Origin of the sequence: Corallococcus macrosporus (assembly GCF_017302985.1) — a bacterium.
GTDB classification, from domain to species: Bacteria; Myxococcota; Myxococcia; order Myxococcales; family Myxococcaceae; genus Corallococcus; species Corallococcus macrosporus_A.
Map to the genome: position 1 here is coordinate 2,591,921 of NZ_JAFIMU010000007.1, position 14,537 is coordinate 2,606,457.

A 14,537-nucleotide genomic window follows, 5' to 3' on the forward strand; every position below is an offset into this window, starting at 1 on the left:
AGGCTCGCCGCCCTCAGCTGACCGTCTTCAGGTCCAGGCCCAGCTCGTGGCGGTAGCGCTCGAAGCACTTCGCGCCCGCGCTCAAGCGCAGCAGCGCGCCCTCCGCCAGCGGCCGCGCGCACGCGGGGTTCGCCGCCACCAGCGGACGCAGCACCTCCTTGTTCCACGTCTCCGAGTGCTTCACGTCCAGCGTGGAGTGCAGCGCGTAGTAGCGCCGCACGCGCATGTCGAACCCCAGACGCTTCAGGCCCTCGTTGACGCACGCGGTGCGGCCCGGCGCCGTCTCCTCCACGATGCCCAGCGCGCCCACCGCCTGGTACGTGTAGCGGCGGTTGAACGCGAACGCGCAGAGCAGGTTCGCCAGCGCGTGCGCTTCCCACACGGTGTCCTCGTCGGTGGGGTGCAGCCCCAGCTTCTGCGCCATCTCCGCGAGCATGGGCCCGTGCATGGCGTCCTCGCGCCCGCGGCCCATCTCGTCCCAGTAGTTGCGCGCCAGCTCCAGCTTCGCCTGCGTGGGCAACTGCAACTGCGTCAGCGCCACCAGGTCATCGAAGCCCGCCTCGCCCGCGACCTCCTGCGTGAGGAACCAGTTCATCTGTTCACGCGTGGCCTGCGTGGCCAGCCACGGGAACAGCGGATCATGCTGTCCGGGACCGGACTCCTTCAGATCCTCGAACCACGCGATGAAGCCGTCGGCGTCCTCCGGTGCCTCGGCGGCCCATGCCGCCACGCGCTGCCGCTCCGCCTCCACGTATTCACCTTCCAGCAGCCGCAACTGCGTCTCCTGCTGCACGTCTGCCCGCCAGCCCTCGGTGGGAAACCCCGGCGCCAGTCGCGCGCGGTTGAAGCGCAAGAGGGTCCGGTGAAGCCGTTCAGACAGGCGTGCGTCCTCCGTCCCCGCTTCCCCAGCCACCTCGCCAAGCCCGCTCATGGTGCGCACCCTCTCTACACATCCCGGAAGGCGGGAGTGCCTTCCGGCCACATGTATGGGGATGACCTTGCACACCGGCCACAACGCTCCCGCCACCTTCGCTGTCAGTCAGGTGCGCTGCGAGAAGGATCACGTCCGCTCCCGCGACTGCGCGTATCAGGTCGCCTGGAACATCAATCCGCACATGAAGCCCGGCGCCGTCGCGTGGCGCCGCGCCTGCACCCAGCACCGCGAGTTCCTGCGCACCCTGCGTGCGGAGGGCGGGAGCTTCTTCGAGCTGCCCTTCGTCCACGGCGCGTTCGACTCGGTGTTCGCGAAGGACAACGCGGTGCTCGTCTCGCAGGAGGGCGAGCTGCGCGCGTTGCTCGCCACCATGCGCCATGGCCAGCGCCGCAACGAGCAGCTCGCGCGCGCCCGGTGGCTCTCCGCGCGAGGCTTCGACGTCATCGAGCCGCCGCGCGTGCACATCGAAGGCGGTGACGTGGCCATGCTGCCCGCGGGCCGGGGCGCCCTGCTGGGCTGGGGCATGCGCTCCACGCAGCGCGCCGCGGGCGTGCTGGAGGCCTTCCTCTCCGCGCCGGTGACGCCGCTGGAGCTGTGCGACCCGTACCTCTACCACCTGGACACCGCGCTCACCGTGCTGTCCGACGGCACCGCGCTGGTGTGTCCGGAGGCCTTCACGCCGGAGTCGCTGCGCATGCTGGAGCGCACGGAGGGCATCCAGCAGGTGATTCCCATCGCGCGCGAGGACGCGCTCGCGTTCGGGCTCAATCTGGTGGAGGTGGGAAACACCGTCATCGTCGGCGCGCGCGTGCCCCGCGTGGAGGCGGTGCTGCGCGGCCTGGGCCGCAGACCCGTCAGCGTGCGGTTGGATCAATTCCACCTGGCCGGTGGCAGCGCGGCGTGCCTCGTGGCGCGCGTGCACACCCTGCCGCCCCTCAGCGCCCGGCGCTTTCGCGAGGAGCAGGAGCAGCAGCCCCAGCCGCTCTCCGCGTGACGCATGCTGAAAAACGAAGACCTCCCCGGCGACTGGAGCGCGCGGGGAGGTCCGGGGTGAAGCGTCAGGGGACGCTCAGGTCTGCTGTTCGCTGGAGGCTTCCGGCGCGCTCAGTCCTTCAGCGCCCCAGAAGCGGCGCGGGTGGCCGTCACCGCGGGTGCCGCCGGAGAGCTTGTCCACCCAGGGGTACTTCTTCGCCTCTTCCTCGGTGTAGCCCAGGTTGAAGACGGTGGGGCTCTTGGGCTTGTCCGACGCCTTCGCGTACAGCGTGCCGAAGACCTTGTCCCAGAAGTAGTTCGTGATGCCGTAGTTGCCCTGCTCGTTGTGGAAGTGGTGGGACATGTGCAGCCGCTTGATGTCCTTCAGCCACTTCTGCTGGGGCGCGTAGTTGAGGTGCTGGATGCAGTGGCAGAACTCATAGAAGCACGTGGTCACCATGCCCCAGCCCAGCGCCGCCGCCGCGCCCGACTTGCCGCCGATGAGGTAGCCGATGGGCGTGAGCACCAGCGCGATGGTGGGCAGCGTGGTGTGCAGCGCGCCGAAGAGCACGCGCAGGTCATGCGGGTCCTGGTGGTGGTCGAAGTGGATGCGCTTCCACGTCACCGCCGTCGCCGCGGACTTGTAGAGGAAGCGCCCGTGCAGGATGTACCGGTGGATGAGGTACCACCCGAACGGGTACGCCACCGTGGCCACCAGCACCGCCGCGGCCATGCGCGCCGGCGCCTCGAACCACTTCACCGACAGCACGATGCAGGTGATGCCGATGAGGATGTAGGCGACGACGGCGTAGTAGGTGAAGAACGAATAGACCAGGTCGCGCAGCGACATCCGGTCCAGGTTGTGTTTCCGGTTCAGGAAAGAGACCGCCACGGGGATTCCCTCACTGTTCGCTCCGGCGCGGGTCCCGGCCAGCCGGGGTGCGCGGGGCTCGAAGGCTTGCTCGCATCCCGGCCCTTGGGGTGATGCGGAGTTCCTGAGCTATCAGTCAAGCTGCCCCTTGGCCCAGGAACGGTGAGGGTCCTCTTAGCGCCTTCCTGGAGGCATTGAGAAGTCTCTCTGTTGCCGCGCACATACATTGTCCGGCTGCCTGGCCTCCATCCGACCCGGGGCCAGACTTCCGTGCTGGATGCCCACACCCCACCTTTCCGTCCACAGACGCGAGCGATCGCAGGAGGGGGCAGAAAGATGGCGCGCAAGGCACAGGGACAACAGGACACCGGGAACCAGGGGGGCGGGCGGCCCACGCGGCGCAAGACGACCTCCCGGAAGACGGCGGGCACGGCCAACGCCCGCGAGGGCCGGCTGGAGCTGCGCCGCGACATCGCGGAGTACCGCGCCGCCGCGGAGGCCCAGGCGGACGTGGTGCGTGAGCGCATCAATGCCGCGCTGGAGGTCAGCCGCCGCACCCGCGAGGAGATTGAACAGCGCATCGCCAGCGAGCTGCACACGCCGCGCGTCACCGCCGCGAAGAAGGCCGCCCCTGCGCGCAAGCGCACCCGCGCCTCCAAGCAGGGCGGCAAGTCCTCGGGCGCGTCCTGAGCCCTCTAGGAGCGGACCGCCGGGACGCGCGCGGCCTGCGCCGTCCCCTCCGCGCCGGAGGACTCCAGGTCCAGGGCGGAGAGCTTGTCCGCGAGGGCCTGGATCCGGTCCGCGCTGCTCCCATCCAGGGGAGACGCGGCCCGGGCCCCGATGAAGCACACGCGCGCCCGCTCCAGCAGGGCCACCTGTGCGTGAAGCTGCGCGAAGAGGCGCTCCTGGCGGCGTGACAGCGCGTCCAGGTGGTTGAGCTCCTCCCCCAGCGACGCGGCGGCGCGCTCCAGCTGGCGCCGGGCCACGCCGTCCTGCGCGTCCTGGGCGCGCTTCTTCAGCTCCTGCACCTGCGAGTCCACGCTCCCCTGGGACGCGGAGGCGAGCTGGGCCTCCAGCTCCGTGTGGGACTCCGCCAGCGTGAAGGCGTCCCGGGCCAGCTTGCCGAGCACGGCCTGGAGCTTCTCGCGGCCCGGGCCCGTGGCCAGCTTGCGCGCCTCATCCTGGCACTGGCGGTAGAGCGCGAGCGCCCGGGTGACCAGCCCGCGCACCTCGCCGGTGAGGGTGGCCTCCAGGCGCATGCCCCGGGTGGCCACCGCGTCCAGGTCCATGGCCAGGTTCGCCGGCAGCGTGCCGATGCTCCAGAACAGCGCCACCACCGAGTAGTCCACCACCAGCGGGAAGTAGCCCCGCGCCGGGAGGAAGCGCGCGTTGAGCACGTCCTGCACGTACAGCCCCAGCACCGTGGTGACGGCGGCGGCCCCGGCGCACAGCGCGATCTGCGAGGTGGTGCCCTCGCGGTCGCGCCCGTTGCCCCGCCACGCCAGCAGCCCCGCGGCGAGCGCGCCCGCCGCCGCGTGTTGCCAGGACGCCGGCAGCCCCAGCACGTAGGGCAGGGCGGGCAGCAGCACCATCGCCGCGCGCACCAGGGCGTTCTCCGCCACCTTCGGCTTCACCGCGGTGACGGCCGCCGCCATCAGCGCGAAGTAGCCCGGCTCCACCGGGACGCGCAGCACCTGCCGCGCCACGCCGGCCACCATCGCCATGGCCGCCGCGCCCACGAGCGCGGACAGGCAGCGCGACTCGAAGTCCTCCCGGCGGAGGAGTTGGATGGAGAGCGACATGGCGCACCGTTTCCGTACGTCGGAGTGACTAGTAGCTGTTGCTCTGCCCGAAGTTCTTCATCGTCTTCTTCTTGAGCGCCATGGACGCATCCCGCACGTCCGCGTCGCTCCGGGCGTTGCCGTAGGCTGCCTGGGTCTGGTCCACGTCCGCAAGCTCCCCGGCGAGCGCGGACGCGGAGCTGCCGAACAGCCGACGCGCGTTGCCCAGCAGGTCGAGCGCGCTGCTGCGGTCGCCACTCTTCATCGCCTCCGCGGCCGCTTGCAGTTGCTGCGTGCCCAGCGCGCGGATGGCGTGGACGCGCACGTCGCGGTCCAGGTTCGCGTGCACCACCTGGGCGTCGCTCGTCACCTTCGCGCCCAGGGCCAGCGTCACCTGCGACGGCAGGTTGGCCGCCACGTCCACGTACGACACCGCGGCGTCCAGCACGTTCATGTCCTGCGCGCTGGCGGGCGCGTCCAGCGTCAGCTTCACCACCACGCGCGCGGCCTGGCCGCCCGTCAAATCGTAGAGGGGCACGCGCACGGTGTTGCCCTCGCGCGTGGACGGCAGGCCCATCACCTCCAGGCCGCTCACGCCGGGAGGCAGCGTCAGCGTCAGGCTCACGTTGCGGGCGACGGTGCTGGCGGCCTGCTCCAGCTCCCGGGTGAAGATGGAGGCCAGCTGCGAGGAGTCGCTGATGAAGCCGGAGAAGCCGCCGCCGCGCTCGGCCATGCCGCGCATCAGCGTGTCGTTGAAGCCGGTGCCCACGCCCAGCGCGCTCACGGTGATGCCCGTCTCACGGATGCGGCCCACCTCGGAGAAGAGCCCGTTGTTGGACGTCACGCCCTCGGTGGGCTCGCCGTCGCTCAGCAGGATGGCGCGCGTCACCCGGTAGTCGCTGGCGTACGCGCGCACCGCCTCCGCGCCCGCCACCAGCCCGCCGCTCATGTTCGTGCCGCCGTTCACCTGGATGGCCTCGATGGTGGTCAGCAGCTCGCGGCGCGTGGACTCGTCAATCTTCACGCTGGGCACCACCGTCACGTCGGAGCCGTAGTGCACCAGCGCCAGCCGGTCCCCCTCACGCAGCTGCCGCACCAGCTCCTGGGCCGCGCGCTTCGCGTCCGCCAGCTTGCCGCCATCCATGGAGCCGGAGCGGTCCACCACCAGCGCCAGGTTCACCGGCACGCGCTGGACCTTCTCGGGCAGGCGCGCGGTCAGCTCGAACACGGCGAAGGCCTCACCCGGGCCCGCCTTCACGTACGCGCCGGACAGCTTGCCCGTGAACTCCACCGGGCCCGCGTTGCCGGAAGCCGGCCGCCCCAGGATGACGGGCAGCACGCCGTTGACGGGCACCTCCCCCGGCTGCACCACGGTGTGGGTCTGGTCCAGGGCCCCCACGGCCGGCGCGGCCTGGCGCGTGTGCCCGTTGGGGAGCGGGTTGCCCATGGGCGGGTGCGACGTGGTCGTCGCGAAGAGCGACCGCGCGTCGAGCGCGAGCGCGCCCATGAACAGCAGGGCAGCCAGGGACAGCAGCAGTTTGGTGCGGTTCATGCGCGACGGACCTTCCCCCAAGGGGTGCGAGCGGACGAGCCCAAGCTCGCAGACCCGTCAGCCGGGCGCATCGGTCACCAGGAGGACCCTCCTCCCGATGACCGATGGGTCAGGCCGCGTCCGGCGGCCCGTTCCGCACCAGCTCCTCCACGGCGCCGCGCACGCGCGCCTCGTCGAAGGGCTTCTCCAGCAGCGGGTTGGGGATGCGCTCCAGGAACTCGCGCGCGCCGGAGGTGAAGGCGCCGCCGGACACGAAGACGAAGCGGCGCTCCAGGCCCGGGTACTCGCGCCGCACGGCCTCGTACACGTCACGGCCGGCGAGGTCCGGCATCATCACGTCGCACAGCACCGCGTCGAAGCCCGGGGCCTGCGCCATGCGCTCCAGGGCCTGGCGCCCGCTGGTGGCCACCTCCACGTCGTGGCCGCGCAACAGCCGCTGGAGCACGCGTCCCACCGCGGGCTCGTCGTCCACCACCAGCACGCGGCCTCGCGGCACCACGGGCACGTCCGGCACGGCGGCCTCCGGCGGGCGCACGGCGGGGTCGGGCAGGGGCGAGGGCAGCACCACGCGGAACGTGCTGCCCTTGCCCACGGTGCTCTCCACCAGGATGTCGCCGCCCAGCCCGCTGATGATGCCGTGGCAGATGGACAGCCCCAGCCCCGTGCCCACGCCCACGGGCTTGGTGGTGAAGAACGGATCGAAGATGCGCCCCATCACCTCCGGCGCGATGCCGCTGCCCGTGTCGCGCACCTCCACCATCACCTGCCCGCCGGACACGCGCGTGGCGAGCACGACTTCATGGTCGTGCGCGGAGCCCTCCGGGATGGCCTGCGCCGCGTTCACCACCAGGTTGAGGAACACCTGGCAGAGGCGGCCCTCGTTGGCCATCACCTGCGGCACGTCGCCGTACTCGCGGCGAAGGCGCGCGCGGTGGCGGATCTCATTGGCGGCCATCATCACCACCGAGTCCAGCACCGCGTGCACGTCCACCGGCGTCATGCGCTCTTCGTCCGGCCGCGAGAACGTCTTCAACTGGCGGACGATCTGCCGCACGCGCTCGGCGCCCTCGCACGCCTCGCCCAGCACCTCCTGCCACTCGGCCACGTCGGGCGGGCGCACGCCGCGCACGCCGGGGCCAGGGGACAGGTGGTGGCGGAACTCGTCCGACAGGAAGGCCAGGTTGGAGAGCACGAAGGCCAGCGGGTTGTTGATTTCGTGCGCGATGCCCGCCGCGAGCGTGCCCACCGACGCCAGCCGGTCCGCCAGCGTCAGCCGCGCCTGGAGCTGCCGCTGCTCCGTCACGTCGCGCACGATGGACACCACCGCGGGCTGGCCGTCGAAGCGCAGCGGCAGCGAGGCCAGCTCCACCACGCGCGTGCGCCCGTCGCGCAGCACCAGGCGCCGCTCGCTGGTGAGGGGCGTGCTGTCCGCGGACGCCATGCCCGTGCCCGGCACGTCCGCCAGGAACTCCGACAGCCGGCGGCCCACCAGCTCCTCGGCGCGCGCGAAGCCCAGCGTCGTGACGAGCACCGCGTTGGCGTAGACGATGTGGCCGTCGCGCTCGATGGCCGCGGGGTCGGGGAAGCCCTCCATCAGCGCGCGCAGGCTGGCCTCGGAGCGCTTCAGCGCCTCCTCCACCTGCCGCCGCTCCGTGATGTCGCGCGCCAGGCCCTCCACCGCGACGACACGCCCGGCCGTGTCCGTCACCGGCGCGACGACGTGCTCCAGCCACAGCAGGCTGCCGTCGGGGCGCAGGAAGCGCAGCTCCACCGTCGCGCCGTCCACGGACTGGGGCGACTCCAGCAGGCGCTCCAGCGCGGCCCGGTCATCCGGGTGCACCTGCCGGTACCACAGCTCCGGATCCGCGTAGTGCGCCTCCGGTCCCAGGCCCAGCTTCGCGTGCGCCACGCGGCTGACGTACGCGAAGCCGCGCGGCGCCTCCCGCCGGTACAGGTACAGCACGTCGGACGCGTTCTCCGCGAGCTGGCGGAAGCGGTGCTCGTGCTCGCGCAGCGCCCGCTCGGACGCGCGGCGCTCCAGCGACACGGAGATGGCGCCGCTGGCCGCGGACAGCAGGTCCACCTCCAGCCGGTCCCACTCGCGCGCCTCGACGCAGTTGTCGAAGCCCACGAACCCCACCAGCCGGCCCTGCACGCGCAAGGGCAGCACCAGCAGCGACAGCACGCCCTGCGGATCCAACAGCGCCCGCTCGCTGGGGGGGAAGGTGGAGACGCGCCCGGCGACGACCTCGCCGCGCTGAAGGATGGGGACCCAGCGCTCCAGGTCCGGCATTATCGGCAGGTCCTGGAGCAGCGGGTTGTCGATCTCCGGCGTCACCCCGGGTGCGCACCACTCCGCGCGCTGGCTGCTCAAGAGCGCGCCCTGCGCGTTGGTGTGGAGCTCGAAGACGTAGACGCGGCTCGCGCCCGCGGCCTGGCCCAGCGGCGCGAGCGCGGGGCCGTACAGGTCGCCGCCCTCCGGCACCGACAGGAGCCGCTGCTGCATCTCCACCAGGGCGGTGAGGTAGCGCTCGCGCCGGGCGAGCGCGTCGCTCGTGCGCTTGCGCTCGGTGATGTCGTTGAGCGTGCCCGCCATGCCCAGCAGCGAGCCGTCCTCGTCCATCGTCACCCGCGCGAACACCTCCACCCAGCGGAAGCCTCCGTCGCTCGTGAGGTAGCGCACCTCGTGCTGGACGAAGTCGCGCTCGCGCGTGAGCAGCGTCTTGCAGACCTCCAGTGCGCGCGCCCGGTCGTCCGGGTGCACGAAGTCCAGCGCGGAGCGGCCCAGGCTCTCCTGCACGGGGAAGCCTGTCACCTCGGTCCACGCGGGATTGAGGAAGACCCACGTGCGCTCCATGTCCGTCTGGAAGACGACCTCCTGGAGCGTGTCGATGACCTGCCGGAAGCGGCGCTCGGTGGGGGTGGTGCCGTCAGGCCGGGTGAACGGCATCTGCATGCTGAGGACTCGCGGTGGAAGAACTTGGCCGTGCGGGCGGAACGTCCCGGGACGGAGACGTGGACAGTCGAACGATTGAGGATCGCCGACATGCAGGCAAGGGGGCCCGCGGGAAGAGCGTGGAGATGGGAAGCATTCCCTGTCCTTGAGGATGGAGTGGGCTCTGGCTTCTGTCTTCCTTTCTTCCCGGGAGGCGGCGATGACACCATGATGCGTGCGGAAAGCCTTGGCATGTCCGGCATCACCTCGCCAGCCCCGGATGCCCGCATGACGGACGGGAACGCCCTAGCGATGTCAGCGCGCGTCATGGACGCGGAAGGGGTCGTGCTCGTCGAATGCACGGGCCGTGTGCCTTCATTCAACGCACAAGCCGCGGCGCACTTCGGCATCCCGGTTCCCCTCCACATCGAGCACGCCCGCCTGCCTGGGTGTGAATGGGTGCGCGCCGACGGCACACCGCTGCCAGCAGGTGAGTCACCGCTCGCGCGAGCGCTGGCGGGCGAGCCGGTGGACGCCTCCGTGTGGCACGTGCTCCGTCCGGATGGGACGCGCATCGCGCTGCGGTGCACGGCGGTGCCGGTGCGCGGTGGGGACGGGCAGGTCGCGGCGGCGCTCCTGCGCACGCACGCCGTGGACGCGCTGCCGGAGCCGGTGCTGGACGCCTCCCGCCTGCTGGCGGAGGCCGGGGCACTGCTGGGCACGTCGGTGGACGCGGAGGCGCAGTTGGAGCCGCTGCTCAAGCTGCTGGTGCCCACGCTGGGCGAGGGCGCGCTGCTCCTCCTGAGGACTCCGGGCGGCACGGGCAACGAGGCCCTGCGCGTGGCGGCGTCACTGCACGCGGACGCGGGCCGCAACGTGCACCTGCGTGAATGGCTCACGCGCTATCCGTTGGATCCATCCGGGCCGGGCGGGCTGCCCGGGGTGTTCGTGTCCGGCGCGGTGGGGCGGCTGCCCATCCTGTCCGAGGAGCACGTCGTGGCGCTCGCGCGGGACGCGGAGCACGCGCGGCTGATGCGCGCGGTGGGGCCGCACGGCTGCCTGAGCGTGCCCCTGGGCGCGCGCGGCAACGTGCTGGGCGCGCTGATGCTGCTGCGCTCCAACGTGCTGCGTGTCTTTGGCACGGAGGAGGAGCGCTTCCTCACGGAGCTGGCCCACCGCACCGCGCTCTCCCTGGAGAACGCGCGGCTGTACCGCGAGGCGCGCGAGGCGGTGCGCCAGCGCGACGAGTTCCTGGGCATCGCGAGCCACGAGCTGAAGACGCCGCTCACGCCGCTGAGCCTCAAGGTGCAACTGCTCCAGAAGCAGGTGGTGGTGCTGGCGCGCGAGGGCAAGGAGGTCCCCACCGAGCGCGTCGCGGAAGCGCTGGACGTGGTGCAGCGCCAGGTGCGCCGGCTGTCGGGGCTGGTGGACAACCTGCTGGACGTGTCGCGCATCACCGCGGGCCGGCTGCGGCTGGAGCTGGAGGAGCTGGACCTGGCGAGCGTGGCCGCTGAAATCCTCTACCGCTTCTCCCCCGCGGCGGCGCAGGCCGGCACGGAGCTGGGCCTGGAGGCGCCGGTGCCGGTGGTGGGCCGCTGGGACCGGCTGCGGCTGGAGCAGGTGGTGACGAACCTGGTGTCCAACGCGCTCAAGTACGGCGCGGGCCACCCCGTCATCGTGGGCGTGGAGGCGCAGGGCTCGCTGGCGCGGCTCACCGTGAAGGACCACGGCATCGGCATCGCGCCGGAGGACCTGGCGCGCATCTTCGAGCGCTTCGAGCGCGCGGTGAGCGACCGGCACTACGGCGGCCTGGGCCTGGGGCTCTACATCACGCGCCAGATCGTGGAGGCGTTCGGCGGCACGGTGAGCGCCGTCAGCGCGCCCGGAGAGGGCTCCACGTTCATCCTGGAGCTGCCCCGGGGCGACATCCCGGAGGAGTGGCTCACCGCGCACGCGGCGCCGGGGCCCACGCAGGGCGAGTAGCCCGGCACCGCGCGGGGCCTCAGGCGACTTCCAGCACCGTCCACTCGCGCACTTCCCCCGCGAGTGTCACCTCCACGGTGTCGCCGGCCTTCTTGCCCAGGAGCGCGCGGCCCACGGGCGAGCTGGGGGTGATGACGGACAGGAAGCCGTCGCCGCCGGGGCCGGTGAGCTCGGTGCCCGCGCCGGCGGGGAGCACGAAGAAGGTGCGCTCGGCGAAGCCGTCCTCGTCCTCGGTGCTGCAGTCCACCAGGGCGCCCAGGCCCACGGGCCCCTGGCGCGGGAAGCGCGGCAGCTCCTTCTGGCCGAAGGCCGTCAGCGCCTGCAGCTCTTCTTGAAGCCGGCGGGCGCGCTGGGCCTGTCCCGTGGCGAGGCTGCCGTATTCGATGGCGGCGCGGCCGTCCTCTTTCTTCTCGGACTCCGTGGCGAGGCTGCGGGCCGCCTCGCGGGCGTCGGCCTCCGCGCGGTGGGCCAGCCGGTCGCTCTGCTGGAGACGCTCGGACAGTTGCTGGAGGAGGGTGAGCTTGTCGAGTCGCATGGGTATCGGTACAGGACTGTAGCGCCCGATGCGAAGGCCTCCAGTTTTCAGCCCGGCCGCGCCCCGGGCTGGGGTTGAATGGGGCCATGACGCCTCAGGAACGCTCGCAAAAGGCCCACGAACTCGTCGCGAAGGGCGCCGTGCTGCTGGACGTGCGCACCCCGGAGGAGTTCCAGCAGGGACACCCCGAAGCCGCCCGCAACATCCCCGTGCAGGTGCTGGCCCAGCGCCTCTCCGAGGTGGGCCCGGTGGGCACGCCCGTGGTGGTGTACTGCGCGGCGGGAGGCCGCAGCGCGGTGGCCGCGGAGCTCCTGCGCAAGGGTGGCTTCCCGGACGTGTTCGACCTGGGGTCGGTCAGGAACTGGTAGGCCGGGCGGGAGGCTCGCGCGCCCAAGCGCCATGCAGACCCGCACCGCCGGCTTCCTCCTCGTCGCCCTCTCCGGCGCGTCCTTTGGCGCGCTGGGCCTGTTCGCGCGCCTCGCCTACGCGGCGGGCACGGACATGCCCACGCTGTTGTTCCTGCGCTTCACGCTGGCGGGGCTGGTGCTCACGGGCGTAATGGTCGCGAAGGGCGGCACGTGGCCCCGGGGCCGCCTGCTGGGCGGCCTCATCCTGCTGGGCGCGGTGGGCTACTTCACCGAAGGCAGCGTCTACTTCATCGCGCTCCAGCACGCGTCCGCGGGGCTGGTGGCGCTGCTGCTCTACCTCTTCCCCGCGCTGGTGGCCGTCATCCAGGTGGCCCTGGGCCGCGAGCACCTGAGCCGTCCCCGCTGGCTGGCGGTGGCACTGGCCCTGTGCGGCACGGCGCTCACGGTGGACCCGGGCCCGGACGCGAAGCCGCTGGGCATCGCGCTGGGGGTGCTGTCCGCGGTCATCTACGCCATCTACGTCCTGTCCAGCGCGAGGGTGGCGGGGCCCGCGGGGCCGCTCGCCGCGAGCACCGTCGTCCCGCTGTCGGCGGGTGCCGCCTTCGGGGCGCTGATGCTGGTGAAGGGCCCGTCCTTTCCCCAGACGCCCGGAGGCTGGGCCGCGGTGATGGGCCTGGCGCTGCTGTCCACGGTGGTGGCGATGCTCACGTTCTTCGCGGGCTTGAAGCGCATTGGCCCGGTGAACACGTCGCTGCTCTCCACGCTGGAGCCGGTGATGGCGGTGGTGCTGGGCGCCCTCTTCCTGGGCGAGCGGCTGTCGTTGCGGCAGGGCCTGGGCGGCCTGCTCATCCTCGTGGCGGTGGTGGTGCTGGCCCGGAGCGACTCCAGCCGCCCCGAAGCGGGAGCGGCCGGAGCCTGAAGCGCGCGAGCCGGACTACAGGCGCTTGAGGAACTGGTGCACGTCGTGCACGAAGCGCTGCGGGCGCTCGGCGTGCGGCGCGTGGCCGGTCTCCGGATAGAGCAGGTACTTCGAGCCCGGGATGGCGCGGGCGAGGGCGCGCTGCTCCTCCACGGAGAAGAAGCCGTCGTGGTCGCCGCCGATGATCAGCGTGGGCACGCGGATGCTGCCCAGGCGCGCGGAGTGGTCCTCCGCGATGAGCCCGTCCAGCGCGTCCTGCCACACGCGCGCGGGCAGCTTGGAGCTCTCCGCGACCACGGTGTCCAGATAGGACTCCGGCACGGGCGCGTAGAAGGTGCTGGCCTGGAACTCGTGGATGAACGCGGGGTCCACGGGGTCGGTCAGCGTGTCGACGACCTCCTTGAGGCCCAGGGCCACTTCATTGCCCGCCACCGTGGGCGCGGAGCCCACGAGCACCAGCCCCTTCACGCGCTGGGGGAAGTCCAGCGCCACCTGCTGCGCGATGAAGCTGCCCATGGAGTGGCCCACGAGCACGGCGCGCGGAACGCGCATCGCGTCCAGGAACGCCACCACGTCCTTCGCGAACGCCTGCTGCGTGTAGCAACACGCGGGGCGGGACGAGTCCCCATGACCGCGCTGGTCCAGCGCGTAGAGGTGGAAGTCGCGAGGGAAGCGCGGCAGGTCCAGGTCCCAGGTGTGGTGCGAGTCCGTATAGCCGTGCAGGAAGACGACGACGGGCCCGTCACGGCGGCCCTGCTCCACGTAGCGGAGCGTGACGCCGGTGGACAGCCGCACCGAACCCTCCCGCACGCTGGCGCCACCCCCACGGTCGGACGCCTCCAGCGCGGCCGGAGCACTCACGAGGTCGGGCTCGGAACCCGAAGCCATGTCGGGTCCACAGCCGGCGAACAGCAGCACCGCGACGAGGGAGGGAAGGATGCGCGTCATGCGTCAGGGCCTCACGGGATGGGACGCGGCGGGTAGGTCCGCCGCGGGGATACACGCCATCCTAAAGGGACCTCTGACATCCCATCCGAAAACCTGACCTCACAGGTCGGAACCGACCCCGGACGGGTATGCCCCGCCCCGGCCGGGACGGAGGCTCAGGGCCGCCGGGCGAAGATGAACTCGCCCACGCCGCCCAGGCGCTGCTCGCGCCGGAGGATGTGGAAGCCGGCGGTCTCCACCATCCGGAAGGTGTCGCGGTTGAGGCGGCAGCCGCCGGACAGCCGGCGCCAGGCGGGCGTCAGCAGGTCCTGCGCGGTGGCGAGCGCCCGGCTCGGGGCTCGCACGTGCTCCAGCAGGCGCAGCTCACCGCCTGGCCTGAGCACTCGCATCACCTCCGCGAGCGCCGTGGCCGGCGCGTCCACGCAGCAGAACACCAGGCTGGAGACCACCGCGTCGAAGGAGCCGTCCGTGAACGGCAGCGCCTGCGCGTCCGCCTGGAGCAACGCCACGCCGCTTCGGCGCGCCCGCGCCCGCACCAGCGCCTCCAGGTCCACGTCCACCGCCGTCACCGACGCCACCGTGTCCGGATAGGCCTGCAGCGCCAGGCCCGTGCCCGCGCCCACCTCCAGCACCTTGCCGGAAAGCCCCTCCACCAGTTGCCGCCGGGCGGCGTTCAACCCCGCCCAGCCCAGCGGCGCCATCAGCGCGTCGTACGCCAGTGCCCTCACGTGAAAACCCC

Annotated in this window: 13 protein-coding genes; 5 read left to right on the forward strand and 8 right to left on the reverse strand. The window is 72.0% G+C overall.

Annotated features, from left to right (window positions below; translation table 11 throughout):
* Positions 1-13 precede the first annotated feature (13 nt).
* On the reverse strand, positions 14-931 hold the full coding sequence (locus tag JYK02_RS23095) for an iron-containing redox enzyme family protein (protein ID WP_207054062.1): 918 nt from the start codon (positions 929-931) through the stop codon (positions 14-16).
* Between the two features lie 61 nt (positions 932-992).
* Between JYK02_RS23095 and JYK02_RS23100 the strand changes: the two genes are divergently transcribed.
* A complete protein-coding gene (locus tag JYK02_RS23100; RefSeq protein WP_207054064.1) occupies positions 993-1,928 on the forward strand; it encodes a dimethylarginine dimethylaminohydrolase family protein in 936 nt (311 codons plus the stop codon).
* A 75-nt stretch (positions 1,929-2,003) separates the two neighbouring features.
* On the opposite strand, the gene JYK02_RS23105 is transcribed toward JYK02_RS23100, so the two are convergent.
* The gene (locus JYK02_RS23105) at positions 2,004-2,756 is read right to left on the reverse strand and encodes a sterol desaturase family protein (protein ID WP_207055282.1); all 753 of its coding nucleotides are present in this window, start codon (positions 2,754-2,756) and stop codon (positions 2,004-2,006) included.
* Between the two features lie 357 nt (positions 2,757-3,113).
* On the opposite strand from JYK02_RS23105, the gene JYK02_RS23110 reads away from it, so the two are divergent.
* On the forward strand, positions 3,114-3,467 hold the full coding sequence (locus JYK02_RS23110) for a hypothetical protein (RefSeq protein ID WP_242588856.1): 354 nt from the start codon (positions 3,114-3,116) through the stop codon (positions 3,465-3,467).
* Between the two features lie 5 nt (positions 3,468-3,472).
* Here JYK02_RS23110 and JYK02_RS23115 read toward each other — a convergent pair whose 3' ends face one another.
* The 3 genes from JYK02_RS23115 to JYK02_RS23125 all read right to left on the reverse strand — a co-directional run bounded on the left by JYK02_RS23115 (position 3,473) and on the right by JYK02_RS23125 (position 9,066).
* Positions 3,473-4,579 carry a hypothetical protein gene (locus JYK02_RS23115; RefSeq protein WP_207054065.1) on the reverse strand — a complete coding sequence of 369 codons (1,107 nt, stop codon included), beginning with the start codon at positions 4,577-4,579 and terminating at the stop codon, positions 3,473-3,475.
* A 28-nt stretch (positions 4,580-4,607) separates the two neighbouring features.
* A complete protein-coding gene (locus JYK02_RS23120; protein ID WP_207054067.1) occupies positions 4,608-6,110 on the reverse strand; it encodes a vWA domain-containing protein in 1,503 nt (500 codons plus the stop codon).
* 109 nt (positions 6,111-6,219) lie between these two features.
* Positions 6,220-9,066, reverse strand: a complete 2,847-nt coding sequence (locus JYK02_RS23125) for a PAS domain S-box protein (RefSeq protein WP_207054069.1) — start codon at positions 9,064-9,066, stop codon at positions 6,220-6,222.
* Between the two features lie 291 nt (positions 9,067-9,357).
* Here JYK02_RS23125 and JYK02_RS40500 point away from each other — a divergent pair, with 291 nt between their 5' ends.
* Positions 9,358-11,028, forward strand: a complete 1,671-nt coding sequence (locus JYK02_RS40500) for a GAF domain-containing sensor histidine kinase (RefSeq protein WP_277991400.1) — start codon at positions 9,358-9,360, stop codon at positions 11,026-11,028.
* Between the two features lie 19 nt (positions 11,029-11,047).
* On the opposite strand, the gene JYK02_RS23135 is transcribed toward JYK02_RS40500, so the two are convergent.
* Positions 11,048-11,563 carry a GreA/GreB family elongation factor gene (locus JYK02_RS23135; protein ID WP_207054073.1) on the reverse strand — a complete coding sequence of 172 codons (516 nt, stop codon included), beginning with the start codon at positions 11,561-11,563 and terminating at the stop codon, positions 11,048-11,050.
* Positions 11,564-11,649: 86 nt separating this feature from the next.
* On the opposite strand from JYK02_RS23135, the gene JYK02_RS23140 reads away from it, so the two are divergent.
* Together JYK02_RS23140 and JYK02_RS23145 are read left to right on the forward strand one after the other, a co-directional pair.
* On the forward strand, positions 11,650-11,931 hold the full coding sequence (locus JYK02_RS23140; protein WP_207054075.1) for a rhodanese-like domain-containing protein: 282 nt from the start codon (positions 11,650-11,652) through the stop codon (positions 11,929-11,931).
* Positions 11,932-11,962: 31 nt separating this feature from the next.
* Entirely contained in the window at positions 11,963-12,850 is an 888-nt protein-coding gene (locus JYK02_RS23145) for a DMT family transporter (RefSeq protein WP_207054077.1), read from the forward strand.
* A 15-nt stretch (positions 12,851-12,865) separates the two neighbouring features.
* On the opposite strand, the gene JYK02_RS23150 is transcribed toward JYK02_RS23145, so the two are convergent.
* Together JYK02_RS23150 and JYK02_RS23155 are read right to left on the reverse strand one after the other, a co-directional pair.
* Positions 12,866-13,798, reverse strand: a complete 933-nt coding sequence (locus JYK02_RS23150; RefSeq protein WP_207054079.1) for an alpha/beta fold hydrolase — start codon at positions 13,796-13,798, stop codon at positions 12,866-12,868.
* 155 nt (positions 13,799-13,953) lie between these two features.
* On the reverse strand, positions 13,954-14,526 hold the full coding sequence (locus JYK02_RS23155; protein WP_347402556.1) for a class I SAM-dependent methyltransferase: 573 nt from the start codon (positions 14,524-14,526) through the stop codon (positions 13,954-13,956).
* Positions 14,527-14,537 lie beyond the last annotated feature (11 nt).

Coding starts and splice junctions, on each gene's coding strand:
- JYK02_RS23115 (WP_207054065.1), bottom strand. CDS start 4,579: ATGTCGCTCTCCATCCAACTCCTCCGCCGGGAGGACTTCGAGTCGCGC.
- JYK02_RS23110 (WP_242588856.1), top strand. CDS start 3,114: ATGGCGCGCAAGGCACAGGGACAACAGGACACCGGGAACCAGGGGGGC.
- JYK02_RS23105 (WP_207055282.1), bottom strand. CDS start 2,756: ATGTCGCTGCGCGACCTGGTCTATTCGTTCTTCACCTACTACGCCGTC.
- JYK02_RS23095 (WP_207054062.1), bottom strand. CDS start 931: ATGAGCGGGCTTGGCGAGGTGGCTGGGGAAGCGGGGACGGAGGACGCA.
- JYK02_RS23125 (WP_207054069.1), bottom strand. CDS start 9,066: ATGCAGATGCCGTTCACCCGGCCTGACGGCACCACCCCCACCGAGCGC.
- JYK02_RS23100 (WP_207054064.1), top strand. CDS start 993: ATGACCTTGCACACCGGCCACAACGCTCCCGCCACCTTCGCTGTCAGT.
- JYK02_RS23135 (WP_207054073.1), bottom strand. CDS start 11,563: ATGCGACTCGACAAGCTCACCCTCCTCCAGCAACTGTCCGAGCGTCTC.
- JYK02_RS23150 (WP_207054079.1), bottom strand. CDS start 13,798: ATGACGCGCATCCTTCCCTCCCTCGTCGCGGTGCTGCTGTTCGCCGGC.
- JYK02_RS23140 (WP_207054075.1), top strand. CDS start 11,650: ATGACGCCTCAGGAACGCTCGCAAAAGGCCCACGAACTCGTCGCGAAG.
- JYK02_RS23145 (WP_207054077.1), top strand. CDS start 11,963: ATGCAGACCCGCACCGCCGGCTTCCTCCTCGTCGCCCTCTCCGGCGCG.
- JYK02_RS40500 (WP_277991400.1), top strand. CDS start 9,358: ATGTCAGCGCGCGTCATGGACGCGGAAGGGGTCGTGCTCGTCGAATGC.
- JYK02_RS23120 (WP_207054067.1), bottom strand. CDS start 6,110: ATGAACCGCACCAAACTGCTGCTGTCCCTGGCTGCCCTGCTGTTCATG.